General features: G+C 70.4%; 23 protein-coding genes. 9 read left to right on the top strand and 14 right to left on the bottom strand.

What is annotated here, in order from left to right:
• Positions 1 to 166: 166 nt before the first annotated feature.
• From Q9R47_RS15500 to Q9R47_RS15485, 4 genes are all read left to right on the top strand, one after another.
• On the top strand, positions 167 to 1,174 hold the full coding sequence (locus Q9R47_RS15500; RefSeq protein ID WP_311234097.1) for a trypsin-like peptidase domain-containing protein: 1,008 nt from the start codon (positions 167 to 169) through the stop codon (positions 1,172 to 1,174).
• A gap of 32 nt (positions 1,175 to 1,206) precedes the next feature.
• The gene (locus Q9R47_RS15495; RefSeq protein ID WP_311234096.1) at positions 1,207 to 2,244 is read left to right on the top strand and encodes a MoxR family ATPase; all 1,038 of its coding nucleotides are present in this window, start codon (positions 1,207 to 1,209) and stop codon (positions 2,242 to 2,244) included.
• Positions 2,222 to 3,274, top strand: a complete 1,053-nt coding sequence (locus Q9R47_RS15490; RefSeq protein WP_311234095.1) for a DUF58 domain-containing protein — start codon at positions 2,222 to 2,224, stop codon at positions 3,272 to 3,274. The genes Q9R47_RS15495 and Q9R47_RS15490 overlap by 23 nt, the downstream gene beginning before the upstream one ends.
• A 61-nt stretch (positions 3,275 to 3,335) precedes the next feature.
• The gene (locus tag Q9R47_RS15485) at positions 3,336 to 4,397 is read left to right on the top strand and encodes a VWA domain-containing protein (RefSeq protein ID WP_311234094.1); all 1,062 of its coding nucleotides are present in this window, start codon (positions 3,336 to 3,338) and stop codon (positions 4,395 to 4,397) included.
• Between the two features lie 6 nt (positions 4,398 to 4,403).
• Here the strand turns inward: Q9R47_RS15485 and Q9R47_RS15480 are convergent, their stop codons facing one another.
• Positions 4,404 to 5,207 carry a Nif3-like dinuclear metal center hexameric protein gene (locus Q9R47_RS15480; RefSeq protein ID WP_311234093.1) on the bottom strand — a complete coding sequence of 268 codons (804 nt, stop codon included), beginning with the start codon at positions 5,205 to 5,207 and terminating at the stop codon, positions 4,404 to 4,406.
• Between the two features lie 232 nt (positions 5,208 to 5,439).
• Between Q9R47_RS15480 and Q9R47_RS15475 the strand changes: the two genes are divergently transcribed.
• Positions 5,440 to 6,714 carry a cysteine dioxygenase family protein gene (locus Q9R47_RS15475; RefSeq protein ID WP_311234092.1) on the top strand — a complete coding sequence of 425 codons (1,275 nt, stop codon included), beginning with the start codon at positions 5,440 to 5,442 and terminating at the stop codon, positions 6,712 to 6,714.
• A gap of 67 nt (positions 6,715 to 6,781) precedes the next feature.
• Here Q9R47_RS15475 and Q9R47_RS15470 read toward each other — a convergent pair whose 3' ends face one another.
• Complete coding sequence (locus tag Q9R47_RS15470; protein WP_311234091.1) at positions 6,782 to 8,110, bottom strand: MFS transporter; 1,329 nt, start codon at positions 8,108 to 8,110, stop codon at positions 6,782 to 6,784.
• Positions 8,111 to 8,543: 433 nt separating this feature from the next.
• On the opposite strand from Q9R47_RS15470, the gene Q9R47_RS15465 reads away from it, so the two are divergent.
• Positions 8,544 to 9,692: a trypsin-like peptidase domain-containing protein gene (locus tag Q9R47_RS15465; RefSeq protein ID WP_311234090.1), complete on the top strand. Its 1,149-nt coding sequence runs from the start codon at positions 8,544 to 8,546 to the stop codon at positions 9,690 to 9,692.
• 73 nt (positions 9,693 to 9,765) lie between these two features.
• On the opposite strand, the gene Q9R47_RS15460 is transcribed toward Q9R47_RS15465, so the two are convergent.
• The 11 genes from Q9R47_RS15460 to Q9R47_RS15410 all read right to left on the bottom strand — a co-directional run bounded on the left by Q9R47_RS15460 (position 9,766) and on the right by Q9R47_RS15410 (position 16,793).
• Complete coding sequence (locus Q9R47_RS15460; protein WP_311234089.1) at positions 9,766 to 10,401, bottom strand: hypothetical protein; 636 nt, start codon at positions 10,399 to 10,401, stop codon at positions 9,766 to 9,768.
• A 230-nt stretch (positions 10,402 to 10,631) separates the two neighbouring features.
• Positions 10,632 to 11,426: a twin-arginine translocase subunit TatC gene (gene tatC, locus Q9R47_RS15455; RefSeq protein ID WP_311234088.1), complete on the bottom strand. Its 795-nt coding sequence runs from the start codon at positions 11,424 to 11,426 to the stop codon at positions 10,632 to 10,634.
• Between the two features lie 56 nt (positions 11,427 to 11,482).
• On the bottom strand, positions 11,483 to 11,971 hold the full coding sequence (gene tatB, locus Q9R47_RS15450) for a Sec-independent protein translocase protein TatB (protein ID WP_311234087.1): 489 nt from the start codon (positions 11,969 to 11,971) through the stop codon (positions 11,483 to 11,485).
• Positions 11,972 to 12,024: 53 nt separating this feature from the next.
• Positions 12,025 to 12,288: a Sec-independent protein translocase subunit TatA gene (gene tatA, locus Q9R47_RS15445; RefSeq protein ID WP_311234086.1), complete on the bottom strand. Its 264-nt coding sequence runs from the start codon at positions 12,286 to 12,288 to the stop codon at positions 12,025 to 12,027.
• Positions 12,289 to 12,372: 84 nt separating this feature from the next.
• Positions 12,373 to 12,729: a histidine triad nucleotide-binding protein gene (locus tag Q9R47_RS15440; protein ID WP_163884786.1), complete on the bottom strand. Its 357-nt coding sequence runs from the start codon at positions 12,727 to 12,729 to the stop codon at positions 12,373 to 12,375.
• 31 nt (positions 12,730 to 12,760) lie between these two features.
• Positions 12,761 to 13,798, bottom strand: coding sequence for a patatin-like phospholipase family protein (locus Q9R47_RS15435; protein WP_311234085.1), 1,038 nt, complete (start codon positions 13,796 to 13,798; stop codon positions 12,761 to 12,763).
• Complete coding sequence (locus tag Q9R47_RS15430) at positions 13,791 to 14,180, bottom strand: hypothetical protein (protein WP_311234084.1); 390 nt, start codon at positions 14,178 to 14,180, stop codon at positions 13,791 to 13,793. The genes Q9R47_RS15435 and Q9R47_RS15430 overlap by 8 nt, the downstream gene beginning before the upstream one ends.
• 11 nt (positions 14,181 to 14,191) lie before the next feature.
• Complete coding sequence (locus Q9R47_RS15425; protein WP_311234083.1) at positions 14,192 to 14,605, bottom strand: phosphoribosyl-ATP diphosphatase; 414 nt, start codon at positions 14,603 to 14,605, stop codon at positions 14,192 to 14,194.
• A 5-nt stretch (positions 14,606 to 14,610) separates the two neighbouring features.
• Complete coding sequence (gene hisI, locus Q9R47_RS15420) at positions 14,611 to 15,018, bottom strand: phosphoribosyl-AMP cyclohydrolase (RefSeq protein ID WP_311234082.1); 408 nt, start codon at positions 15,016 to 15,018, stop codon at positions 14,611 to 14,613.
• 46 nt (positions 15,019 to 15,064) lie between these two features.
• Positions 15,065 to 15,865 (bottom strand): imidazole glycerol phosphate synthase subunit HisF, encoded by an 801-nt coding sequence (gene hisF, locus Q9R47_RS15415; RefSeq protein ID WP_311234081.1) that lies wholly within the window; start codon positions 15,863 to 15,865, stop codon positions 15,065 to 15,067.
• A gap of 64 nt (positions 15,866 to 15,929) precedes the next feature.
• Entirely contained in the window at positions 15,930 to 16,793 is an 864-nt protein-coding gene (locus Q9R47_RS15410) for a D-hexose-6-phosphate mutarotase (protein ID WP_311234080.1), read from the bottom strand.
• 151 nt (positions 16,794 to 16,944) lie between these two features.
• Here Q9R47_RS15410 and Q9R47_RS15405 point away from each other — a divergent pair, with 151 nt between their 5' ends.
• Positions 16,945 to 18,270, top strand: a complete 1,326-nt coding sequence (locus Q9R47_RS15405; protein WP_311234079.1) for a dicarboxylate/amino acid:cation symporter — start codon at positions 16,945 to 16,947, stop codon at positions 18,268 to 18,270.
• 97 nt (positions 18,271 to 18,367) lie between these two features.
• Here Q9R47_RS15405 and galE read toward each other — a convergent pair whose 3' ends face one another.
• A complete protein-coding gene (gene galE / locus Q9R47_RS15400; RefSeq protein ID WP_311234078.1) occupies positions 18,368 to 19,384 on the bottom strand; it encodes a UDP-glucose 4-epimerase GalE in 1,017 nt (338 codons plus the stop codon).
• Between the two features lie 329 nt (positions 19,385 to 19,713).
• On the opposite strand from galE, the gene Q9R47_RS15395 reads away from it, so the two are divergent.
• Both Q9R47_RS15395 and Q9R47_RS15390 read left to right on the top strand, forming a co-directional pair.
• Positions 19,714 to 22,617, top strand: coding sequence for a bifunctional glycoside hydrolase 114/ polysaccharide deacetylase family protein (locus tag Q9R47_RS15395; protein ID WP_311234077.1), 2,904 nt, complete (start codon positions 19,714 to 19,716; stop codon positions 22,615 to 22,617).
• Positions 22,577 to 23,601 (top strand): tetratricopeptide repeat protein (locus Q9R47_RS15390; RefSeq protein WP_311234076.1); only part of this gene is annotated, 1,025 nt, incomplete at its 3' end. The genes Q9R47_RS15395 and Q9R47_RS15390, both read left to right, overlap by 41 nt.

The following is a 23,601-nucleotide window of genomic DNA, read 5'->3' as shown; positions in this document are numbered from 1 at the left end:
CCGCCATGCCGTCGTGGATACTGCCTGTCACAGGCACCGGAGCGCTTTCCGTGCTACCGTGCGGAGGCACTGTGGCCGCGCCGGTCCGCGCCTCTTTCCGCCTCCACGCCTGCATCCGCGCCCTTTGCACCCGCGTCCGACGCCGCTCCTGCCCCGAGGTGACCGCATGCCCAGGCCCGCCCGCTACAGCCCCAGCCCCCGAGCCCGCACGGCGGACGATGCGGCCGCACGGGCTTCTGCGCCCGGCCACGCGCAGGCCGCAGGCCCGCAAGCGCCGGGCCGGCACGCATCCCGGGGTGAGGCAGCACAAAGCAGCGCACCGGCTGCCCCGTCCCCCTCCCCGGCTTCTTCTGAACGTGCGCCTGCCCCTGCGGCGCACGGCGGCCTGCGCTGGAGGGCCGCTGCGGCGCTGCTCGCCGCAGCGCTGGCGGCCAGCCTCTGGTGGGGCTGGCAGCAGTCTCGGGCCGTGCCGCAGCGCCTCACGCAGCAGGACATCGACGCGGCCGTCCTGCACACGCTCTCCACCCAGCCCCTGCCCTCGGCCGCCGCGCGCGCCGCCGAGGCCGTCGCGCCGTCGGTGGTGCGCGTCACCGGCTTCGCCCGCACCAAGAAAGGCAAGCACCAGGGCCCGGAAGAGGAGCGCGGGGTGGGCTCGGGCATCGTGATCGTGGACAAGGGCGTGATCCTCACCAACCTGCATGTGGTGCGCGGGGCCTCGCGCATCCAGGTGACCTTCGCCGACGGCTCCGAGAGCGACGCCTCCCTCACGGGTGCGCGCCCGGCGGACGATCTCGCCGTGCTGCAGGCGCACCACGTGCCGGACGACCTGCAGGCCGCGCCGCTGCGCTCCACCGACGGCCTGAAGCCCGGCGACGGCGTGGTCGCCATCGGCTTCCCGTTCGGCATCGGGCCCTCCGTTTCCGCCGGAGTGGTGTCGGGCCTGCAGCGCGAATTCGACTCGCCCCAGGGCAAGCAGGAGATGCGCAACCTCATCCAGTTCGACGCGGCCGCCAACCCCGGCAATTCGGGCGGGCCGCTCGTCACCATGGACGGCGAGGTGGTCGGCATCGTCACCGCCATCCTCAACCCCACGCCCGCGCGCACCTTCATCGGCATCGGCTTCGCCGTGCCGATCGAGAACGCGGCGCAGGCGGCCGGCATGCCGCCGTTCTGATACCGCACGCAGGCCCCACGCCAGGAGATCCCATGGACACCACCCCGCCGCCGGCGGCCGCCGCCACCGCCACGCTGATGGAGCAGATCCTCTACCAGGTCAAGCGCGTGGTGGTCGGCCAGGACCGGTTCCTGGAGCGCGTGATGGTCGCCATGCTGGCGCAGGGCCACCTGCTGGTGGAGGGCGTGCCGGGTCTGGCCAAGACGCTCACGGTGAAGACGCTCGCGGGCACCGTGAGCGGCACCTTCAAGCGCATCCAGTTCACGCCCGACCTGGTGCCGGCGGATCTCATCGGCACGCGCATGTACCACCAGCGCACGGGCGAGTTCGCCACCACCATGGGGCCGGTGTTCACCCACCTGCTGCTGGCCGACGAGATCAACCGCGCGCCGGCCAAGGTGCAGAGCGCGCTGCTGGAGGTGATGCAGGAGCGGCAGGTGACGATCGCGGGCGAGACCCATCCGCTGCCGCGCCCGTTCCTCGTCATGGCCACGCAGAACCCGGTCGAGACCGAGGGCACCTACCAGCTGCCCGAGGCGCAGGTGGACCGCTTCATGATGAAGGTGCTCGTCGGCTACCCCACCGAGGAAGAGGAATTCGTCATCGCCCAGCGCGCGCTCGCCGAGCCGGTGCAGGTGGCCGCCGTGGCCACCACGGAGCAGCTGGCGGTGCTGCAGGCCGAGTGCCGCCGCGTGTACGTCGATCCATCGCTGCTGCAGTACGCGGTGCGCCTGGTGGCGGCCACGCGCGCGCCGGCGCAGTACGGCCTGCCCGAACTCGCGCCGCGCATCGCCTGTGGCGCCAGCCCCCGCGCCACCATCCACATCGCCGAGGGAGCGCGGGCGCTGGCGCTGCTGCGCGGGCGCGGCTACGTGCTGCCCGAGGACATGGCCGACCTTGTGCCCGACGTGCTGCGCCACCGCCTCACGCTGTCGTACGAGGCGCTGTCGGACGGGCTCGATGCCGACGCGCTCATCGCCCAGCTCATGGCCCGGCTGCCCGCGCCGGCCCGCCCGCTCGCGCACGATGCCCAGAACGAGGTGCTGCATGCCGCGGCGCAGCGGGCCTGAGGCCACCGCGCCCGCGGTGCGGGCCGCCGCGGCCGGCGGGGCCGCGGGCGCCGCGGACCGGCTGCTGCGCCGGCTCGAATGGACCGTGGTGCGCCGCCTCGACGGCCTGCTGCAGGGCGAATACCGCACGCTGATGCGCGGCGCGGGCGTGGACCTGGCGGACCTGCGCGAATACCAGCCGCACGATGACGTGCGCCACATCGACTGGAACGTCACCGCGCGGCTCGGCACGCCCCACGTGCGCGTGTTCTCCGAAGACCGCGAGATGAATGCGTGGTTTTTGCTCGACCTGAGCCCTTCGGTGGATTTCGGGCCGCCCGGCGCCACCAAGCGCGACCAGTTGGCCGGCTTCGTCGCCGTGCTGGCGCGGCTGCTCACGCGCCACGGCAACCGCGTGGGGGCCCTGCTGCTGGGCGGTGCATCCACTCCCGCCGGCAGCAGCGCCGCCACCGTGCTGCCGCCACGCACCGGCCGCACCCAGGTGCTGCGGCTGATCGACGCGCTGGCGCCTGCGGCACGCGCTGCCGGAGCATCGGGCGCGCTGCCCGGCACCACCGAACTGCACCGCCTGCTCGGCGCCGCCGCGGGCGCGCTGCGCCGCCGCTCGGCCGTGTTCGTGGTGTCCGACTTCCTCTCGGCCCCGGGCTGGGAGAAGCCCCTCGCACGGCTCGCGCAACGGCATGACGTGGTGGCCGTGCGGCTGCTCGACCCGCTGGAGCTGGAACTGCCCGACGTGGGCCTGCTGCATCTGCGCGACCCCGAGACCGGCGAACGGCTCACGGTGGACACGCGCGACAGGGCCTTCCGCCAGCGCTTCGCCCGCCTCGCCGCCGACCGGGAGGCGGCCCTGCGCACGGCCCTGGCGCGCGCCGGTGCCGATACGCTCGAACTCGCCACCGACGACGATCTGCTCGGCGCGCTGGTGCGCTTCATGGAACTGCGCGGCCAGCCCGTGCGCGCCCGCCGGCGTGCCCCGCTCGTGCCGCCCCCGCGCATGGCCGCCGCGCCGCAGGCCGGCACCCGCGCCTGAGGGCCGCGCGGCGCCGTACCCATTCCCCCCGAATACACGACACGACCAGAAAGGAGCCCCCATGGTGTTTCTCTGGCCCGACCTGCTCTGGCTGCTGCTCGCGCTGCCGCTGCTGGTGCTGCTCTACGTGTGGCTGCTGCGCCGCCGCAAGGCCGCCGTGCTGCACTTCCCCGCCCTGGCCCTGGCGCGCGAAGCCCAGGGCACGCGCTCGCGCTGGCGGCGCCATGTGCCGCCGCTGCTGTTCCTGCTCGGCCTCGCTGCTTTGCTGGTCGCGGCCGCGCGGCCGCTGGCCGTGCTCGCCCTGCCCTCGCAGCAGCAGACCATCATGCTCGCCATGGACGTATCCGGCAGCATGCGCGCCGCCGACGTGCAGCCCGACCGCCTCACCGCCGCCCAGAACGCCGCCAAGGCCTTCATCGCCGACCTGCCGCGCCACGTCCGCGTGGGCATCGTGGCCTTCGCGGGCAGCGCGCAGCTCGCACAGCTGCCCACGCAGAACCACGAAGACCTCGTCCGCGCGATCGACAGCTTCCAGCTGCAGCGCGGCACCGCCACGGGCAACGGCATCCTGCTGTCGCTAGCCACGCTGTTCCCGGACACGGGCATCGACGTCTCCGCGCTCGGCGGGCGCCAGGCGATGGTGCGGCCGCAGGCGATCGACGAGGTCGGCAAGCCGCCCCACCGCGGCGGCCGGGGCGCGGACCGCCCCGCCCCCGTGGCGCCGGGCTCCTACACCTCGGCCGCCATCATCATGCTCACCGACGGCCAGCGCACCACCGGCGTGGACCCGCTGGAGGCCGCGCAATGGGCCGCCGACCGCGGCGTGCGCGTCTACACCGTGGGCGTGGGCACCGTGGCCGGGGAGACGATCGGTTTCGAAGGCTGGTCGATGCGCGTGCGCCTCGACGAAGATACGCTCAAGGCCGTGGCGCAGCGCACCCAGGCCGAGTACTTCCACGCGGCCACGGCGGCCGATCTGAAGAAGGTGTACGAAACCCTCAGCTCGCGCCTCACCGTGGAGAAGAAGGAAACCGAGGTGGCCGCCCTGTTCGCACTGGCGGGCGCCGCGCTGCTGGTGCTGGCGGGCCTGCTATCGCTGTGGTGGTTCGGAAGAGTTTTGTAGCCCGCCTCACGCCGGGTTGTCGATCTCGATGAAGCGGTGCTCGATGCCCAGTGCCGCCGCCACGTACGCCGCCGCCGCCGGCGCGCCATAGCGCTCGGTGGCGTGGTGCCCCGCGGCGATGAAGGCCACACCCGCCTCGCGCGCCAGGTGCGCCTGCGGCTCGGAGATCTCGCCCGTGATGAAGGCATCCGCCCCAGCGGCGATCGCGCCTTCGAAAAAGCCCTGTGCGCCGCCCGTGCACCAGGCCACGCGGCGGATCGGCCGGGCCTCGCACTCGCCGGGCGCCACCAGCGTCACCGGCCGGCCCAGCGCCGCCTGCACCCGCGCCGCGAGCGTGGCCGCGTCGGCGAAGTCGGCCGGCGCGCAGAAGCCCAGGTCCTGCTCGCCGAAGCGCACGTCGGCGGGCGCGAAGCCCAGCACGCGGCCCAGCTGGGCGTTGTTGCCGAGTTCCGGGTGCGCGTCGAGCGGCAGGTGGTAGGCGAAGAGGTTGATGTCGTGCGCCAGCAGCCGCTGCAGGCGCTGCTTCATCCAGCCCGTCACGCGTCCATCCTGGCCGCGCCAGAACAGGCCGTGGTGCACGAAGACCGCGTCCGCTCCGTCTTCGATCGCCGCGTCGATCAGCGCGCGGCTCGCCGTCACGCCGCTCACGATGCGGCGGATGCGGTCCCTGCCCTCCACCTGCAGGCCGTTGGGCCCGTAGTCCTTGAAGCGGCCGGGCTGCAGCAGCTCGTCGAACGCGGCGAGCAGCGACTGCCGGGAAACCCCGGGGGTGAAGTCATCCGTGGGAGAAGGTACAACTGAGTCCGTCATGCACGGCATTGTGGCAGGGCGGGCGCTCGGGAGGGGCGCCGTCCACGGCCGCCCGGCGTGGGAACGACACACCAGAAAAACGGCGGGCCCGCTTCTCGACGGCACCGCGACAGGAGGGATTCCGAACACACAGCTACCGCTCTCCCACGGGCCACGCCCGGCTGCGCGCGCGGCCGGCGGTCCCGCATCCGCACCGATCCGCTCCACCATCCATTGACCACCCCGCCACGCCATGCCCCCAGCACAGCCAGCCACCACCACCACCACCACCGCCACCGTCTCGCCGATCCGGCTCCACCTCGTGTCCAGGGAGGCGCCGCATGGCGACTTTCGCATCACCGGCCAGGGTACGGCCTCCGTGCGCCTGCCCGAGGGCGCGGGCGTGCGCTCGCTCACCCTCCAGCTCCAGCCGGCCAGGGCACACGGCGGCGCGCCCCTCGCCGTCGGCCTGACGGTCGATGCGAAAAGTGCCGTGCTCTGGCTCGAGAAGAACGGCGAGCGCTACCCCCTCGCAAGCACCGCCGACCCCAGGGCGCTGCTGCAGACCGGCGTCCAACAGTCGTACTGGCTGAGCCTGGACAGCAACAACCGCCGCCTGCGCTTCGGCAAGGGCGAGATGCTGCTGCACCTGATGCAGCTGGAATATGCCTTTCCGGAGACGTCCGATCCGCTGCGGCTCGGGGAGCTGGCCCCCACGCTGGGCCGGGTCGAAGTGCGCGGAGCGGGCGAGCATCCGCACCTCGTGCTGCGGCCGATTCCCGTCAACCTCGATCCGGCCCCGCTCGTCGTCCGGCCGGAGGACATCACGCTCGACCTCATCGCGAACAACAGCGTCAGCGTGGCGCAGAACCTGCCCAAGGAATGCCAGCTGCTCTACGCCAACGTGGCGGGGCCGAACATCCGCCTCGCATCGCCGGACTTTCCCGAATTCGCGCAGGCGATCCAGTACTCGATCGTCACGCCCGGCAAGATGTGCTTCGAGCAACTGCAGAAGAAGTCGAAGGGCCCGGACCACTTCAGCTACCTGCGCATCACGCTGGACGGCAACCTGGGCGATTCGCCGGGCCAGCCCTACGTGCTGGAGATCTGGCCCGCGGGCAGCCGTTCTCCGATCCACGACCACGGGCAGGCCAATGCGATCATCAAGGTACTGCACGGGCAGATCCGGATCGAGTGGTTCGGCACCCTGAGCCCGGACGATGAAACCTCCTGGGGCCACATGACCGCGCATGCGGGCGACGTGACCTTCCTCACGCCCCAGTACTACCAGATCCACCGGCTCAGCAACCCGTCGCCGTATCCGGGCGGCGACTTCTGCGCCACGATCCAGTGCTACCGGTACGCCAACAAGGACCGCCAGCACTACGAATTCTTCGACTTCATCGACGACGACAAACACCACGTCGAGCATTTCCGGCCCGACTCGGACTGGGCCTATCTCGACTTCAAGCGGTCGATCCAGAAGGAATGGGACGAGGCGATGCGCGGCACCCAGCCCACGGCTTGAGCGGCGCGGGCATCCCCGGATGCCCTGCCCCCGCCCGTCCCCGGCCCCCCGCGGAATCAGGCGTCCATCAGGCCCGCGCAGGCGCCGGCTGCCATCCGCGCGAGGCCAGCGGCACGAAGCCCAGCACGAAGCCGAGCACCCCCATGGCCGCCACGTAGTGGGCCGGCGCCATCGGGTCGCGCTGCAGCCACACGGTGATCAGGATGGGCGTGATGCCGCCGAACACCGCATAGGCCATGTTGTAGGAGAACGAAAGCCCCGAGAAGCGCACCTCCGGCGGGAACGCGCGCACGCCGACGATCGGCAGCAGCGCGATCGAGCCCACGAAGAAGCCGATCAGCGCGTAGTTGCGCACCAGCGTCTCCGGCGTGCCGGGCAGGCCCAGGTAGAACAGGTACGAGGTCACGAACAGGCCGCCCCAGCCCACCAGCATCACGGCGCGCGTGCCGAAGCGGTCGGTGGCCCAGCCCATCACCACGCAGCCGATGGTCAGCGTGAGCGTGGCCACGGCGTTCGCCTCCAGCGCCAGCGTGGCGGGCAGGTGGAACACCTTCTGCAGGTACGACGGCGTGATCAGCACCACCACCACCACCGCGGTGGAGAGCACCCAGGTCATCAGCGCCACCAGCAGCATCGCGCCCTTGTGGTCGCGGAAGATCGTCTTGAGCGGCAGCTCGCGCGCCACGGCGCGGCGCGCGGCCAGTTCCTGGAACACCGGCGTCTCGTGCAGAAAGCGGCGCAGGTACACCGACACCAGCCCGAACACGCCACCCAGGATGAACGGGATGCGCCAGGCGAAGCCCTGCACCTCGGCCGGCGTGTAGCTGCGGTTGATGGCGATCGCCACCAGCGAGCCCAGCAGGATGCCGCCCGTGATGCCGGCCGTCAGCGTGCCCACGCCCAGGCCGTAGCGGTTCTTCGGCACGTGCTCGGCCACGAACACCCAGGCGCCGGGCATCTCGCCGCCGATCGCCGCGCCCTGCAGCACGCGCATCGCCAGCAGCAGCAGGGGCGCGGCCACGCCGATGCTCGCGTAGGTGGGCAGCAGGCCGATCACCAGCGTGGGCACCGCCATCAGGAAGATCGACAGGCTGAACATGCGCTTGCGGCCGAGCTTGTCGCCGTAGTGGGCGATCACGATGCCGCCGATCGGCCGGGCCAGGTAGCCGGCCGCGAAGATGCCGAAGGTCTGCAGCTGCCGCAGCCAGTCGGGCATGTCGGCCGGGAAGAACAGGCCGCTCACCACCGTGGCGAAGAAGACGTAGATGACGAAGTCGTAGAACTCGAGCGTGCCGCCCAGCGCGGACAGGCCCAGGGTCTTGTAATCGCCGCGGGTGAGGGGACGGTGGTGCTGCGCGGCGTCAGCGCTCGCGGCAGCGGAAGGAGAGGAAGTCATGGCGGGGTCCGGAAATGCACGGTGCGGCCCGGGCGCGGCCACGCATGCGGCGGCGCCCGGGCTTTTTCTTGCGGCCGCCGGACCGCGGGGGAGCGTGGCGGGGGGTGGCGCGGGCTGCAGGGCCGGCCGCGGGGATGGGGTGCGGGCGGCCGGGCACGGGGCCGGCGGGCAGAAGAAAAAGAAAAGGGAACGAAGGAAGGAAGGCGCAACGAGACGCCGACGCGAAAGCAAAAGGCCGCGGGTGGCGGCCATGCCCCGATTTTAGGGTTTTCCCCGTCCGCCTCCGGTCACCTGCGCGAATGGCCTCGCTGCGCGCCCGGTGCGCGGACCGAGGCCGCGGCCAGGTGCGGCATCTCTTCCCACGGCCACGGCCACGCAAAGGGACGACAATGGGCGGGTTCTCCCCCTACCCTTTCCGATCCCCATCGCCACCATGAAGCGCTTCTGGCTGCTGTTCTCCCAGGCCGTGACCGTGTTCGTCGCGGCCTATTTCGTCGTCGCCACCCTGCAGCCGGACTGGATCCGCCGCGGCGCCACGCGCAGCAGCGCCGGCATCTCGCTGATCGAGGCGCCTCCCGCGCCCTCCTCCCAGCCGGTGGCGGGCAGCTTCAGCGCCGCGGCGCGCAAGGCCGCGCCGGCCGTCGTGAGCATCAACACCAGCAAGGCCGTGCGCAACCCGCGCAGCAACGACCCCTGGTTCCAGTTCTTCTTCGGCGACCAAGGGCAGCAGCAGGCGCAGACGGGCCTGGGCAGCGGCGTGATCGTGAGCCCGGACGGCTACATCCTCACCAACAACCACGTGGTGGAAGGCGCGGACGAGATCGAAGTCACCCTGGCCGACAGCCGCCGCACGCGGGCCACCGTGATCGGCACCGACCCGGACACCGATCTCGCCATCCTGAAGGTCGACCTCGACAAGCTGCCCGCCATGGTGCTGGGCAACTCCGACCAGCTCTCCGTGGGCGACCAGGTGCTGGCCATCGGCAACCCCTTCGGCGTCGGCCAGACGGTGACCAGCGGCATCGTCAGCGCCCTGGGCCGCAGCCAATTGGGCATCAACACCTTCGAGAACTTCATCCAGACGGATGCCGCCATCAACCCCGGCAACTCCGGCGGCGCGCTGGTGGACATCAACGGCAACCTGATGGGCATCAACACCGCCATCTACTCCCGCTCGGGCGGCAGCATGGGCATCGGCTTCGCCATCCCCGTCTCGACCGCCAAGCTGGTGCTCGACGGCATCGTGAAGGACGGCCAGGTCACCCGCGGCTGGATCGGCGTGGAGCCCAACGAACTCTCGCCCGAACTCGCCGCCACCTTCGGCGTGCGCGCCACCGAGGGCGTCATCATCACCGGCGTGCTGCAGGACGGCCCCGCCGCCCGCGCCGGCATCCGCCCCGGCGACGTGATCGTGCGCGTGGGCGACAAGCCCACGGAGAACGTCTCCGCCCTGCTCACCGCGGTCGCGGCGCTCAAGCCCGGCGAGCCGACGGCATTCCAGCTGCAGCGCGGGGATGCGCAGCTGGAGGTGAACGTGGTGCCGGGGACGCGTCCGCGGCAGCAGCGGGCGCAGCGGCGGTGAGGGTAGGCACCGGAGCGGGCCAGGGAGGGGCGGGCTGAACGCCGGCAGGCAGGCGGATCAGGGCACCCGAGCCTCAACGGTTCATCCGGCGGTGCTCTTCTCCGTAGACCGCGGCTTGCCGCATGTAGTTGCGCAGATCCTCTCGAGCCTGGGTCAGAAGTTGCTGATGCCGCGCTATTTCGACGGGATTGCCTTCTTCCTCGGCCTGCGCCAGATCTCCGGCCAGCGTCTGAATCATCAGTTGCTTGTCCGCGATGGCTTCTCTGAGTTCATTGATGACTCCCACGGGAACCACGTGAACGTCACGTGATGACGTGCCGACCGTCTGGACCCGCTTGCCTCCACCCGGAAGTGCATGGGGCGGGAGGGGAATTTTCATCCCCCCGGGTGCCGGCTCGAAGTTGCGTGCCTGGAGCTGGTCAAGGGCGATCAGGTGCCGGTGATGGGACGGGCCTGCCTGCGCGGTGAGGGCCTGGCGCTGGGCCTTGAAAGCCTGGGTACGCCGGGCATGCTCGGACGAAGGAGTACCGGCCAGCTCCTGCCGCGGCGCCCGCTCGCCGTGCTGGGTCGGCGGCAGCCCTTTCAATGCCGGATGAGCCACGCCGGAGGCGGAGCCTGCGCCTTTTTGCGGGGCTTGGGGCGGGGAGGCGGGGGTGGAAGAGGTATGGGCGGCATGGCCGCCGGTCGTTCTGAGAGACGCGTTGATCATGGAGGATCCTCGTGGGTTGAATGGCGTCCCCCCAGCATCCGTCTCCCGCGGGAATCCGTGCACCAGCAGCCGAAGCGTTGTGCCCCTCTTCCGAATCACCACGGACGCCGGAGGCGTTCAGGCCATGGTCTCCCGCACGCCTCCGCTTTTCCGGTACACGGCGGTTTCTCCGCCGAGGCGCTGGCCAGCCGTCCACGCGCCGGCTCGGGCACCCCCTGCGGATACCCTCCTCAGGCCGACGTCTCCTGCTCTTTCGCATCCTCCGGCGCCTGCGTATGCCGGATGAAGATCTGCGCGGCCCAGATGCCCAGCTCGTACAGCAGGCACATCGGCACGGCCAGCGCCAGCTGCGACACCACGTCCGGCGGGGTGACGACGGCGGCGATGATGAAGGCGATGACGATGAAATACCCGCGGAAGCTCTTGAGCTTGGCGACGTCGACGATGCCCATGCGCGCCAGCACGACGACCACGATGGGCACCTCGAACGACAGGCCGAAGGCCAGGAACATGGTGAGCACGAAGCTCAGGTAGGCCTCGATGTCCGGCGCGGCGGTGATGCTTTTGGGTGCGAAGCTCTGGATGAAGCTGAACACCTGGCCGAAGACGAAGAAGTAGCAGAACGCCACCCCGAAGAGGAAGAGCACGGTGCTGGAGACGACGAGCGGCAGCACCAGCTTCTTCTCGTGCGAGTAGAGGCCCGGCGCCACGAAGGCCCACACCTGGTAGAGCACCACGGGCAGCGCCAGCAGGAAAGCCGACATCAGCAGGATCTTGAGCGGCACCATGAAGGGCGAGATCACCGAGGTGGCGATCAGCGTCGCCCCGGCCGGCAGGTGCGCCACGAGCGGCGCGGCCAGCAGGTCGTAGAGGTGGCCCGGCCCGGGGTAGAAGAAGAGGATGGCGCCGGCGATGCCGATGGCGATGACCGCCTTGATGAGGCGGTCGCGCAGCTCCATGAGGTGCGCGACGAACGGCTGCTCGGTGCCGGCCAGCTCGTCTTCGTGGGAGGGGGTTTCGGACATTGTGGGAAGAGAGAGCGGCCCCGCGGGGCCGCGCGGACGCGGCCGTCAGCGGGAAATCACTGGAACTTGCGGGGCCGGAAGCGCGCCACCCGCGCCGCGCCCGACTGGGCCTTGGTGCGCACGCCGGCACGGGCCTTGTACCACTGCGGGGTGGCACTGCGCTTCAGGCGCCAGTTCTTGCCGGGATGGCGGTAGGTGGGAACGATGGGCGCCAGGGGGGCGTACGGGTCGTGGTCGAGGCCGGAGCCGTCCGCCGGCGTGCTGCCGGGGCCGTGCTCCTGCCAGTCCTTCTGGAACTCGCTGGCGTGCGTCTGGAAGCTCTGGTGGACGTCCCGCGCGGAGGCCTCCACCGTGTCCTTCATCTTGCGCAGCTCGTCCAGCTCCATCGAGCGGTTGACCTCGGCCTTCACGTCGGACACGTAGCGCTGTGCCTTGCCCAGCAGCGTGCCCACCGTGCGGGCGACGCGCGGCAGCTTTTCGGGACCGATGACGATGAGCGCCACGGCGCCGATCAGCGCCATCTTGGACAAGCCGATGTCGATCATGGAGGTGAAATCAGCAGCAAAGGCGGTTCAGTGCGGGAAGACGACAGCGCCGGTCAGCCCTTGTGGCGAGCCTCGACGTCGATCGTGCCCTTGTCGGCGGCGTGCACCTGCTGGTTGGTCACCTGACCGGCCGGGGGGGCGGTGGTGGTGGTCGTGGTGGGCGGAACGTCGGGCGCGCTGCCGTCCTTCATGCCGTCCTTGAAGCCCTTCACGGCGCCGCCCAGGTCGGAGCCCATGTTCTTGAGCTTCTTGGTGCCGAACACCATCACCACGATGAGCAGCACGATCAGCCAGTGCCAGATGGAAAAGGAACCCATGGAAATCTCCTAACGAATACGGTTCATTCTAGACCCGGCGCATGTCATGGAAGTTTCATATCCCTGACCGCCGCCGGGGGCGGTTCAGCCCTTCAGCCAGGGGCGTGGGCCGCCCATAACGTGGAGATGCAGGTGGTGCACTTCCTGGCCGCCTTCCGTGCCGGTGTTCACCACGATGCGGAAACCACCGTCCGGGTACGGATTGCAGCCCTGCTCCAGCGCCAGCCGCGGCGCCAGCACCATCATGCGGCCGAGCAGGCCGGCATGCGCGTCGGAGACACCGGACATGGAGTGCACATGCTCCTTGGGAACCATGAGGAAGTGGACGGGCGCGGCGGGGTGGATGTCGTGGAAGGCGAAGACTTCGTCGTCCTCGTAGACCTTCCGCGAGGGGATCTGGCCGGCGATGATCTTGCAGAAGAGGCAGTCGGGATCGTGCATGGCGGGGTAATGGATCGGATCGGGAAACGCGTCAGGCATTGTCGGCGATGTTCACCGTGGGTCGCACTCCGATGTCGCCGTGGTGCCGGGCGATCCAGGCCTGGCCCGACGCGCGCCCGAGCGCGAACAGCTGGCGCACGAAGGCCAGGTCGGCGCGCAGCTTGCTCGAGGCGCCGAACTCCGCGAGCACCGAGCCGCCGTCGATGCGGTGCATGCGCACGCTCTTGTAGCGCTGGGCGTCCAGCTTGCCCTCGGCCAGCAGGCGCCGCACGAACTCGATGGCGCGCATCTCGGCCAGCAGGCTGGCGTTGAAGGTCACCTCGTTCATGCGCTCCATGATGTCCGCGGCGCTGTCGGGCAGCGCATGGTGCTCGATGGGGTTGATCTGGACGAGCAGGATGTCGGCGCAGCGCGTCTTGTAGATGAGCGGGTGCAGTGCCGGGTTGCCGGAGTAGCCGCCGTCCCAGTAGGGCTCGCCCTCGATCTGCACCGCCTTGAAGAGCAGCGGCAGGCAGGCCGACGCCATCACGGCGTCGGCGCTCAGGCGCTGGCCGGAGAAGATCACGCCGCGGCCGGTGCGCACGTTGGTGGCGCAGACGAAGACGCGCGGCCCCGGCGCGTCGCGCAGCACGTCGAAGTCGACCTCGCGCTCCAGCAGGCGGCGCAGCGGGTTGATGCCCAGCGGATTGGTCTGGTAGGGCGAGAGCCACTGCGACACCATCCCCATGAACGGCGTGGAGGCGAGCGGCACGCCCCACATCAGGCTGCCCATCGCGCCCACGCCCTCCCAGAGCCGGGCGAGCGATTCGCGGGCCATGGCGCAGCCGCGCAGGTGCAGTTCCTCGCCGCGCAGATCGGGGTGCTGGCGGGCGGCCTGGGCGAAGCCGGAGGCCAGCGCGACGGCGTTCATGGCTCCCGCACTGGTGCCGCTGATGCCCTCGAAGTGGAAGCGGCCGTCTTCCAGCAAGGCGTCGAGCACGCCCCAGGTGAGCGCGCCGTGCGATCCCCCGCCCTGCAGCGCGAGGTTGAGCGGCACTGATCCCGGTGCCGGCGCGGCCGGATCAGACATCGATCGCCTGGCCCTTGTTCATGGCGACCATGCCGCGCACGATCCGGTAGAGGAACCAGATGGAGATCAGGCCCCAGGCGATCCAGCCGGGGAAGAAGAACAGCAGCCAGAGCGGCGCGGTGACGAGGTAGAGCACCCCGGCCCAGACCACGGTGCGGATGCGCCAGGAGAAATGCGAGGCCTGCCACGTGCCCTCGGCATCGCCCTTCTTCACCAGATCGATGACGAGGGCGATGATGAGCAGGGCCGCGCCGGGCTGCGCGCCCGGGATGACGGCCCCCACCGCGACGATGAGGTGCAGGATGTAGCTCACCCAGCCGACGGTCTTCAGGCCGTCGGCGCGTGCGTCGAGGTCGATGTCGGTGATGTCGTTGCGGTCCATGGCAGCGGTCCTCAGGGTTGGGATTCGTCGGCGGCGCGCTGCAGGGATTTGCGCAGCGCCTTTTCCTCGATGCCGCTCGTGCCCTCGCGACGCTCCAGCTCGGCCACCACGTCGGCGGGCGCGAGGCCGTAGTGCGCCAGGGCGATCATGGAGTGGAACCACAGGTCGGCCACCTCGTACACGAGCTTGGAGGCCTCGGCGCCATGGTCCACGTCCTTGGCGGCCATGACCACCTCGGTCGCCTCTTCCCCGATCTTCTTGAGGAAGGCGTCCGGGCCCTTGTGCAGCAGGCGGGCGACGTAGCTCTTGTCGGCATCGCCGCCGTTGGCCGGCTTGCGGCTCTCGATCACGGCGGCGAGCCGGGCGAGCGCGTCGCCGGAATGCACGGACGGCGCGGCGGCCGCAGAGGAAGGAACGTTCGTCATCGCTGTCACTTGTAGATGGATTCAGGGTCTTTCAAGACCGGATCGACGGCCTGCCAGGCACCGTCCTTCAGGACGCTGAAGAAGCAGCTGTGCCGGCCGGTGTGGCAGGCGATGCCGGGCTCGTGGCCGAGCTGGGTCACCTTGAGCAGCACCACGTCGTTGTCGCAGTCGAGGCGGATCTCGTGCACCGTCTGCACGTGGCCCGATTCCTCGCCCTTGAACCACAGCTTGCCGCGCGAGCGGCTGAAATACACCGCGCGGCCGAGTTCGGCGGTCTTGCCGAGCGCCTCGCGGTTCATCCAGGCGAACATGAGCACGTCGCCCGTGGCCGCTTCCTGCGCGATCACGGGCACCAGGCCCTGCGCATCCCATTTCACTTCGTCGAGCCAGTTCATCGCCCCATTCTCCGCCATTTTGCTGCACTGCAGCATGAACCCGGACGCCGTCCGGGAGATCGGCTCACAGCCGCACGGGCACGCCGCGTTCGGCCATGCGCGCCTTGGCCTGCGCCACGGTGTATTCGCCGTAGTGGAAGATGCTCGCGGCCAGCACCGCGTCCGCGCCGCCCTGCTGCACGCCGTCGGCCAGATCGTCGAGGCCGCCGACGCCGCCCGAGGCGATCACCGGCACGCTCACCGCATCGCTCACGGCACGCGTCAGCGCCAGGTCGAAGCCCGACTTCGTGCCGTCGCGGTCCATGCTGGTGAGCAGGATCTCGCCCGCGCCGCGGCGTGCCATCTCGGTCGCCCACTGCACGGCGTCCAGGCCGGTGTTCTTGCGCCCGCCGTGGCTGTAGACGTCCCAGCCTTCGCCGCGCGGCGCGCCGTCCGGGCCCGGGCGGGCGGCTTCCTCGGGCGTGCGGCGCTTGGCGTCGATGGCCACCACGATGCACTGGGCGCCGTAGCGGGCGGAAGCGGCATCGATCACGTCCGGGTTGGCGATGGCGGCCGAGTTGAAGCTCGTCTTGTCGGCGCCCGCGTTCAGCAGCCGCCGCACGTCTTCCACCGTGCGCACGCCGCCGCCCACCGTGAGGGGAATGAAGACCTGGCTGGCCACGGATTCGATGATCGGCAGGATCAGGTCGCGGCCGTCGCTCGTGGCGGTGATGTCGAGGAAAGTGAGCTCGTCCGCGCCCTGGCCGTTGTAGCGCGCGGCGATCTCCACCGGATCGCCGGCGTCGCGCAGCTCGAGGAAGTTGACGCCTTTGACGACGCGGCCTCCGGTGACGTCCAGACAGGGAATGATGCGTTTGGCCAGCATGGGCGGTCCTGCAAGAAGGGGATCGGGGAAGAAAAGCGGAAAACGGGAGAGCGGCGGTGCCGCCTCAGCGGACGACCTGCAGTTGCTGCCAGCCGGTCCATTCGGCACCCGGGGCGAGCTCCACGGGCACATGCACGCAGGCGGATTCCACGCACAGCATGTGGCGGTAGCCGTCCGGCGGCATGTCGGGCAGCTTGGCGCAGAGCGTTGCGCCGGGGTTCCAGACGACGTTCTCGGCGAACCCGCCCTGGGTGACCGACAGCACGCCCAGCCCGGTCTCCACGCGCAGCGGCGCGCCGGGCGCATCGAACACGCGGTCGAACTCGCCGTCGAACGTCAGGGGGCCCTCCTGCACGCCGCGGCGGTCGGTCGCGGCGTCCCAGCGGGCGCAGCCATCGAGGCCGTCCACCCGCGCCGCGGCGATGTCCGCCACCCGCAGGTAGCTGTGGAGCGCGCCGGTGAACGACCAGGGCGCATCGCCCCGGTTGCGCAGCGTGAGCGCGATCCGCAGCGTGTCTTCCGCCAGTTCCACCTCCAGGCGCGCGGCGAAGGCGTGCGGCCAGAGCGCGCGGGTCGCGGCATCGTCCTGCACCGCCAGCACGGCCCGGGCGCCGGCGCCTTCCGACGGCTCGGACACCCATTTCCAAGGCAAATTTCGCATGAACCCATGCTTGGGCAGAGCCCCCCGCTGGCTGAACTGGGGCCAGCAGACCGGCACCCCGCCGCGGATCGCGGTGTGGCCGTCATGGGACGACACGGGGCTCAGGAACAGGCGTTCGACGCCGTCCGCGGTGGTCCAGGAAACGGCCTGCGCCCCCTGGAGCGCCACGGTGGCGGAGCCCGCGCGGGGCGTTTGCAGCCGGACCGCGGGGAGGTCCGGGAACATCGGAACGGAGGCCGCGGCGGCGGCGGAGGCAGGGTTCGGCATATTTCGGATTGTAGGAGTGCGGCCCCTTGCGGCGCCGCAAGAACGGCACGCGCGGGCCGGGGCGCGCGCCGCGTCTTGAACGACAATGCGCGTCCCCGCCACGGTGCCCGGAGAGCGCCGGGGGGCCATTGCCCATTTTCTGCCCTGCACCATGCCAGAGAACAAAAGAAGACTCCCCCCCACCGTCAGCATCCTGGTCGCGATGCTGCTCGGCATCCTCGCCGGCTACCTGATCAACGCCCACGTCGCGGACAAGGCGGGTGTGGCGGGCTACATATCGATCATCTCGGACGTGTTCCTGCGGCTGATCAAGATGCTGATCGCGCCGCTGGTGTTCTCCACCCTGGTGGTGGGCATCGCCCACATGGGCGACGCTTCGTCGGTCGGCCGCGTGTTCCTCAAGGCCATGGCCTGGTTCCTCACGGCCTCGCTGGTATCGCTGGCGCTGGGCCTGATCCTCGCGAACGTGCTGCAGCCCGGCGCCAACCTCGGCCTGCCGCTGCCGGACACGCACCAGGCGACGCAGCTGGCCACGGGCAAGTTCACGCTCAAGGAGTTCGTGAACCACCTCGTGCCCAAATCCTTCGCCGAGGCGATGGCCAACAATGAGATCCTGCAGATCGTGGTGTTCTCGATGTTCTTCGGCATCGCGCTCGCCAGCCTCGGCGACAAGGCCCGCACGCTGGTGCGCTGCGTGGAGGAACTCTCCCACGCCATGCTCAAGATCACCGGCTACGTGATGCGCTTCGCGCCCGCCGCCGTGTTCGCCGCCATGGCGGCCACCGTGGCCGTGAACGGCCTGGGCATCCTGCTCAAGTTCGCCGTGTTCATGGGCGAGTTCTACCTGGGCCTGGTGCTGCTCTGGACGCTGCTCGTCACCGCCGGCTTCGTGGCGCTGCGCGGGCGCGTGTTCAGGCTGCTGCGCAACATCCGCGAAGCCTTCCTGCTGTCGTTCGCCACGGCGAGCTCCGAGGCCGCCTACCCGAAGCTGCTCGACGCGCTCGACCGGTTCGGCGTGAAGCGCCGCGTGTCGAGCTTCGTGATGCCGCTGGGGTACTCCTTCAACCTCGACGGCTCGATGATCTACTGCACGTTCGCGACGCTGTTCATCGCGCAGGCCTACGGCATCCACCTGCCGATCGAGACGCAGATCACCATGCTGCTGATCCTGATGCTCACCTCCAAGGGCATGGCCGGCGTGCCGCGCGCCTCGCTGGTGGTGATCGCCGCCACGCTCAACCAGTTCCACATTCCCGAAGCGGGCCTGCTGCTGATCCTGGGCGTGGACACGTTCCTGGACATGGGCCGCTCGGCGACCAATGCCGTCGGCAACTCGATCGCCGCCGCCGTGGTGGCGAAGTGGGAAGGCGCGCTGCTGTCGGAAGAAGACGCGGCCGTGCATGCGGCCACGCTCGACACGCAGCCCGACGACGCGCCCCCGGCCGGCACCCCGGGCGCGGCGGCGCCCGCCGCCTGATGCCGTAGCGGGCCGGCCCGCGCTGCGCAGCCCCTGGCAAGGTGCAGCGGACGGGCCGGGCGCGGCCCCCCCGCACAGCAGCCGCGGGCGGCCGACGTCAGCCCGCCTGCAAGGTGCGCGCGACGCCGTCCTGCCAGCGCCAGGCGTCCTCGCACATGCGCTCCAGGCCGTGGCGGGTCTTCCAGCCCAGCAGTTGCTCGGCCAGCGCGGGATCGGCCCAGCAGGCGGCCACGTCGCCCGGGCGCCGCGCCACCACCTGGTAGGGCACGGGACGCCCGCTCGCGCGCTCGAAACCCTGCACCATCTCCAGCACCGACACCGGCCGCCCCGTGCCCAGGTTCACCGTGAGCAGGCCGGGGTGCGCGCGCAGGTAGCGCAGCGCCGCCACGTGCCCGTCGGCGAGGTCGCACACGTGGATGTAGTCGCGCACGCCGGTGCCGTCCGGCGTGGGATAGTCGCCGCCATAAATGCTCAGGCGCTCGCGCAGTCCCACGGCCACCTGGGCCACGTAGGGCAGCAGGTTGTTGGGCACGTCCTGCGGGTCTTCGCCGATGAGGCCGCTCTCATGCGCGCCCACCGGGTTGAAATAGCGCAGCCGCGCGATCCGCCAGCGGCCGGGCTCGGAGGCGTCCAGATCGGCCAGCACCTGCTCCATCATGAGCTTGCTCTGCCCGTAGGGATTGGTGGCGGAGAGCGGGAAGTCCTCGCGGATCGGGAGCGACGCCGGCTCGCCGTACACCGTCGCGGACGACGAGAACACCAGGGTGCGGACGTCCGCCGCGCGCATCGCCCGCAGCAGCGACACCGTTCCCGCCACGTTGTTGTCGTAGTACGACAGCGGTTCGCGCACCGATTCGCCCACCGCCTTCAGGGCCGCGAAATGGATCACGGCTTCGATGCGGTGCTCGGCGAAGATGCGGGCCAGCAGGGCCTCGTCGCGCACATCGCCCTCGACCAGGTCCGGCACCCGGCCCGTGATGCGTCCCACGCGCTCCAGCACCGACCGGCGGCTGTTGCAGAAGTTGTCGAGGATGAGGAATGGCAGCCCGGCCTCGGCCAGTGCCACGCAGGTGTGCGAGCCGATGAATCCGGCCCCGCCCGTCACAAGTATCACGATGTTCTCCCGTTGAATCCGGCCTATTCTGGACTGCGTATCTACGCATATGCACGTCCTGACCTGCGTCCGTGCCCGCCTGGGGCGCTGAAATGCGAGATCTCATGACCCATCTGGCGGAATCGAATAATTCATCGTATGAAATGATAATTATCAAAATAATATAATGAATTGTTTTTTTCTATGAAGAGGACGACGGCGCGCCTGTTGAGACACGATGTGCGCCATAGGAGGGAGCGGCTGTCCGAGGTGACAGGGAAACGCTCCGGAGACGTGTTCAGAGCCCGGGGGTAAACCCTGGATGTTTCTTCCATAAGACCAGAATTTCCGTGTCCAGACGCCTCAGACTGTTGTTTTTCTGCCTGCTGGCGCCGTGGTGCGTCGCGGGCTGGGCCGCTCCGCCGGCCGTGGCCCTGCACTACGGCCCGGCGGCCCCGCTGGCCGAATTGAAGGTGTTCGACATCGTGGTGGTCGAACCCGGCCACGGCTACGACCCGCAGGCCTTCGCCAAGACCGGCAGCGCCCTGTACGCCTACGTGTCGGTCGCCGAGGTGCAGTCCTCGCGTCCCTATTTCGGCGACATTCCGGCGGCCTGGAAGATGGCCCGCAACGGCGCCTGGAACTCCGAGGTGGTCGACCAGACGCCCGCCGAGTGGCCCGAATTCTTCGCCACCCGGGTGGTCGCCCCCCTGTGGGAGAAAGGCTATCGGGGTTTCTTCCTCGACACGCTGGATTCGTACCGGCTGGCAAAGCAGTTCGACGAGGCGGCGCAGCAGCAGGGCCTGGTGCGGGTGATCGAGACGCTGCACCAGCGCTTTCCCGGCATCCGGCTGATCCTGAACCGGGGCTTCGAGATCGTGCCCCGGGTCAAGGACAAGGTGCAGATGGTCGCCGCCGAATCGCTCTTCCAGGGATGGAACGCCGGCACGCGCCGCTACGAGGAAGTGAAGGCCTCCGACCGGGAATGGCTGCTGGGGCAGCTGCGCACCATCCACGAGCGCGATGGGCTGCCGGTGCTGGCCATCGACTACGTGCCGCCCGCCGACCGGGAACTCACCCGCGCGACGGCCGGGCGCATCAAGGCCCTGGGCTTCATTCCCTGGGTGACCGACGGGCAGGTGGGCACCGTGGGCGTGGGCAGTGTCGAGCTGGTGCCGCGCCGCGTGCTCATCCTCTACTACGGCGGCGAATCGGCGTCGCTCAACTATGCGTCGCCCCACCGCTTCCTGCAGATGCCGCTCAACCACATGGGCTACGTGGTGGACTATGCCGACGTCCGCAACCCGCTGCCCGAAGGCGTCTTCCAGGACCGGTACGCCGGCATCGTCACCTGGTTCTCGGGCTTCCTGCCCGAGGGGCGCGTGCGCACGGTGAACCAGTGGCTGCTCGCGCGGCTGGGCGAGCGCATGCCGCTCGCCGTGATGGGCAACTTCGGCTTCGCGCTCGACCGGCAGTTCAACGAGGCCCTGGGCATCAAGGGCAATGCGAGCCCGCCGCGCGGCGAGCAGAAGGTCGCCGCCCAGGACGCGATGATGGGTTTCGAGCTGGCCGTGCAGCCCTCCAGCGGCTCGCGCTTCGAATGGGTGCTGAAGAACGGCGCTCCGGCGCAGCAGCCGGCCCGCGCGCTGATCGAACACCGCGATGCGCGCGGCGCCTCCTACCTGGGCGGCGCGATCCTGCCGTGGGGCGGTTTCGTCGTCGATCCGTTCGTGGTGACGGAAGTGCCCGGCACCGACTATGCGCGCTGGATGGTCGACCCGTTCGCCTTCCTCACGCAGGCGCTGCGGCTGCAGCCCCTGCCGGTGCCCGACGTCACCACCGAGAACGGCCGGCGCCTGCTGTTCTCGCATGTGGACGGCGACGGATTCCCCTCGCGCGCCGAGCTGGCGGGCAGCCCGAACGCGGGCGCCGTGCTCCTCAAGGAGATCTTCGAGAAGTACACCCAGGTGCCGCAGACCATGTCGGTGATCGAGGCCGAGGTCGCACCGCACGGCCTGCACCCCGAGACCAGTGCCGAGATGGAGGACATCGCGCGGCGCATGTTCCGCCTGCCGCACGTGGAGATCGCGAGCCACACCTACTCGCACCCGTTCCTCTGGGACCGCAGCGTGCGGCACGGCCTGTTCAACGACAACTCCGAGGCCGCGATGAGCCTGGACGTGCCGGGCTACACGATGGACCTGCGCCGCGAGATCGTGGGTTCCACCGAATACATCAACAGCCGCCTCGCGCCGCCCGACAAGCGCGTGAAGATCCTGCTGTGGTCGGGCGACACCGCGCCCAGCGCCGAGGCGCTGGAGATCACCGAGCGCGCGGGCCTGCTCAACATGAACGGGGGCGACACCTCCATCACGCGCACCAACCCGTCGCTCACCGCGGTGGGCGCCTTCGGCATCCGCAAGAACGGCTACCTGCAGGTGTACGCGCCCATCACCAACGAGAACATCTACACCAACCTCTGGAAGGGCCCCTACTACGGGTTCGAGCAGGTGATCCAGAGCTTCGAGATGACGGAAAAGCCCCGGCGCCTGAAGCCGGTGGACATCTACTACCACGTGTATTCCGCCAGCAAGCGCGCGGGCCTCACGGCGCTGCACAAGGTGTACGGCTGGGCGATCGCGCAGCCGCTGCATCCCGTGTTCGCGTCCGAATACATCCGCAAGGTGCGCGACTTCCAGACCATCGCCATCGCGCGCGACGGCGGCGGCTGGCGCGTGCGCGGCGACGGCGAACTGCGCACGCTGCGGCTGCCCGCCGCGCTCGGCACGCCGCAGATCGCGGCCAGCCGGAACGTGGCCGGCTACCGCAGCGGCGCCGAGGGGCTCTACGTGCACTTGGCGGGCGGCTCGGCCTGGCTGCGGACGGCGCAGACGTCGGCGGCCCCGGCCCCGGCGGCGGGACTGACCGGCGCCGAAGCACCCGCCGCCGCCCCGGCAGAACCGGGATCGGCATCGGCACCCGTTCCCGCACGGCCCCTGCCCTACCTCGTCGACGCCAACGCGCGCCTCGCGGACTGGAGCGTGGCCGCCGACGGCACGCGCACCGACTTCCGGCTCCAGGGCCATGCGCCCCTGGCCTTCAGCCTCGCCAACGCGCGCGGCTGCCAGGTGCGCGCCGACCAGCGCACGCTCTCCCCCGAACGCTCCACCGCCCCCCCTGGCGGCAACGATGTCCTCGCCTTCCGACTGACCCATGCTGCTGCGCAAATCCAGCTCCAGTGCCCAGCACGCTGAGCGCCCCGTCCTGGCGCCGCCCTGGCTGATCACGCTGCTCGCCGGCATGGTGGGCGGCGGGCTCTGGCTGCTCTATCCGCGGCAGGATCTGGAGCGCCGCCTGGCCGAGACCGAGAACTCCGCGCTCTCGGTGGCCTACCTGCACAACCTGCTGCGCAGCGACCCGGACAACCCCCGGCTGCGGCTGCTGCTCGCGCAGCGCCAGATCGCCGTCGGCCAGATGGCGGACGCACGCGCCACGCTGCAGCCCGCGCTGGATTCGCCCGACCCGCAGATCCACCGCGACGCCCTCTGGGCGCTCTGGGAGCTGTCGTACACCGATTACCAGCGCACGCCCGAGCGCGAGGCCACCTACCGCAAGGCGATGCGCGAGGACCTGCTGCGGCAGCTGCGCGTGCTGTCCGCGGAGCCCTGGCCGCTGGAGCGCCGCGTGCTCCTCACCCGCCGCGCCGCGGAACTGCAGGACCGGGTGCTCGGCGCCGCGATGACGCGCCGGATGGCCGAGGAAGCCTCCGACCCGCGCGAGGCGGCCCAGCTCTACGAGCGCGCCGCCAAGGAGGCGCTCGGCCAGTCGGACTACGCCGGCTCCGCCGAGCTGTACCTGCTGGCGCGCAGCGCCACGCCCGACGCGGGCAAGGCCAAGGAGTACTACCTCGCCGCGGTGCGCACCCTGCAGTCGGGCAACCGCCCCGCGGACGCGCTGGAGATGGCCGAGCGCGAGATCGGCCCGCTCGCGAAGGACCCGCAGGTGCTGCTCATGATCACGCAGCTGGCGCGCGCGGCCGGCAAGCCCGCCGTGGCCGACCGCTACGTGCGCCAGCTGCTGCGCATCTCGTGGCTGCACCAGCGGCAGGACGGCGCCACCGTGATGGCGTCGGCGTCGGCCCTGCCGACCGTGGGCACGCTGCTGCGGCCGATGGCGTGGCATGGCGCAGCGTCCCCCGCGGAGCCCGCCCCGGCCCCGCCGCCCGCGGCGCGCTACGA

It is taken from the genome of Acidovorax sp. PRC11, from assembly GCF_031844105.1.
Lineage (GTDB): Bacteria > Pseudomonadota > Gammaproteobacteria > Burkholderiales > Burkholderiaceae_C > Paracidovorax.
Note: the sequence above shows the minus strand (reverse complement) of the source record. Positions and strands in the feature narration are given on the sequence as shown.

Excerpts from the sequence above, each read along its gene's own strand:
- hisI (WP_311234082.1), bottom strand. The coding sequence starts at position 15,018 with ATGGCGGAGAATGGGGCGATGAACTGGCTCGACGAAGTGAAATGGGAT.
- Q9R47_RS15475 (WP_311234092.1), top strand. The coding sequence starts at position 5,440 with ATGCCCCCAGCACAGCCAGCCACCACCACCACCACCACCGCCACCGTC.
- Q9R47_RS15470 (WP_311234091.1), bottom strand. The coding sequence starts at position 8,110 with ATGACTTCCTCTCCTTCCGCTGCCGCGAGCGCTGACGCCGCGCAGCAC.
- Q9R47_RS15500 (WP_311234097.1), top strand. The coding sequence starts at position 167 with ATGCCCAGGCCCGCCCGCTACAGCCCCAGCCCCCGAGCCCGCACGGCG.
- tatB (WP_311234087.1), bottom strand. The coding sequence starts at position 11,971 with ATGATCGACATCGGCTTGTCCAAGATGGCGCTGATCGGCGCCGTGGCG.
- Q9R47_RS15490 (WP_311234095.1), top strand. The coding sequence starts at position 2,222 with ATGCCGCGGCGCAGCGGGCCTGAGGCCACCGCGCCCGCGGTGCGGGCC.
- tatC (WP_311234088.1), bottom strand. The coding sequence starts at position 11,426 with ATGTCCGAAACCCCCTCCCACGAAGACGAGCTGGCCGGCACCGAGCAG.
- Q9R47_RS15480 (WP_311234093.1), bottom strand. The coding sequence starts at position 5,207 with ATGACGGACTCAGTTGTACCTTCTCCCACGGATGACTTCACCCCCGGG.
- Q9R47_RS15430 (WP_311234084.1), bottom strand. The coding sequence starts at position 14,180 with ATGGACCGCAACGACATCACCGACATCGACCTCGACGCACGCGCCGAC.
- Q9R47_RS15495 (WP_311234096.1), top strand. The coding sequence starts at position 1,207 with ATGGACACCACCCCGCCGCCGGCGGCCGCCGCCACCGCCACGCTGATG.
- hisF (WP_311234081.1), bottom strand. The coding sequence starts at position 15,865 with ATGCTGGCCAAACGCATCATTCCCTGTCTGGACGTCACCGGAGGCCGC.
- Q9R47_RS15435 (WP_311234085.1), bottom strand. The coding sequence starts at position 13,798 with ATGTCTGATCCGGCCGCGCCGGCACCGGGATCAGTGCCGCTCAACCTC.
- Q9R47_RS15465 (WP_311234090.1), top strand. The coding sequence starts at position 8,544 with ATGAAGCGCTTCTGGCTGCTGTTCTCCCAGGCCGTGACCGTGTTCGTC.
- Q9R47_RS15405 (WP_311234079.1), top strand. The coding sequence starts at position 16,945 with ATGCCAGAGAACAAAAGAAGACTCCCCCCCACCGTCAGCATCCTGGTC.
- Q9R47_RS15440 (WP_163884786.1), bottom strand. The coding sequence starts at position 12,729 with ATGCACGATCCCGACTGCCTCTTCTGCAAGATCATCGCCGGCCAGATC.
- Q9R47_RS15425 (WP_311234083.1), bottom strand. The coding sequence starts at position 14,605 with ATGACGAACGTTCCTTCCTCTGCGGCCGCCGCGCCGTCCGTGCATTCC.
- Q9R47_RS15485 (WP_311234094.1), top strand. The coding sequence starts at position 3,336 with ATGGTGTTTCTCTGGCCCGACCTGCTCTGGCTGCTGCTCGCGCTGCCG.
- Q9R47_RS15460 (WP_311234089.1), bottom strand. The coding sequence starts at position 10,401 with ATGATCAACGCGTCTCTCAGAACGACCGGCGGCCATGCCGCCCATACC.
- Q9R47_RS15410 (WP_311234080.1), bottom strand. The coding sequence starts at position 16,793 with ATGCCGAACCCTGCCTCCGCCGCCGCCGCGGCCTCCGTTCCGATGTTC.
- tatA (WP_311234086.1), bottom strand. The coding sequence starts at position 12,288 with ATGGGTTCCTTTTCCATCTGGCACTGGCTGATCGTGCTGCTCATCGTG.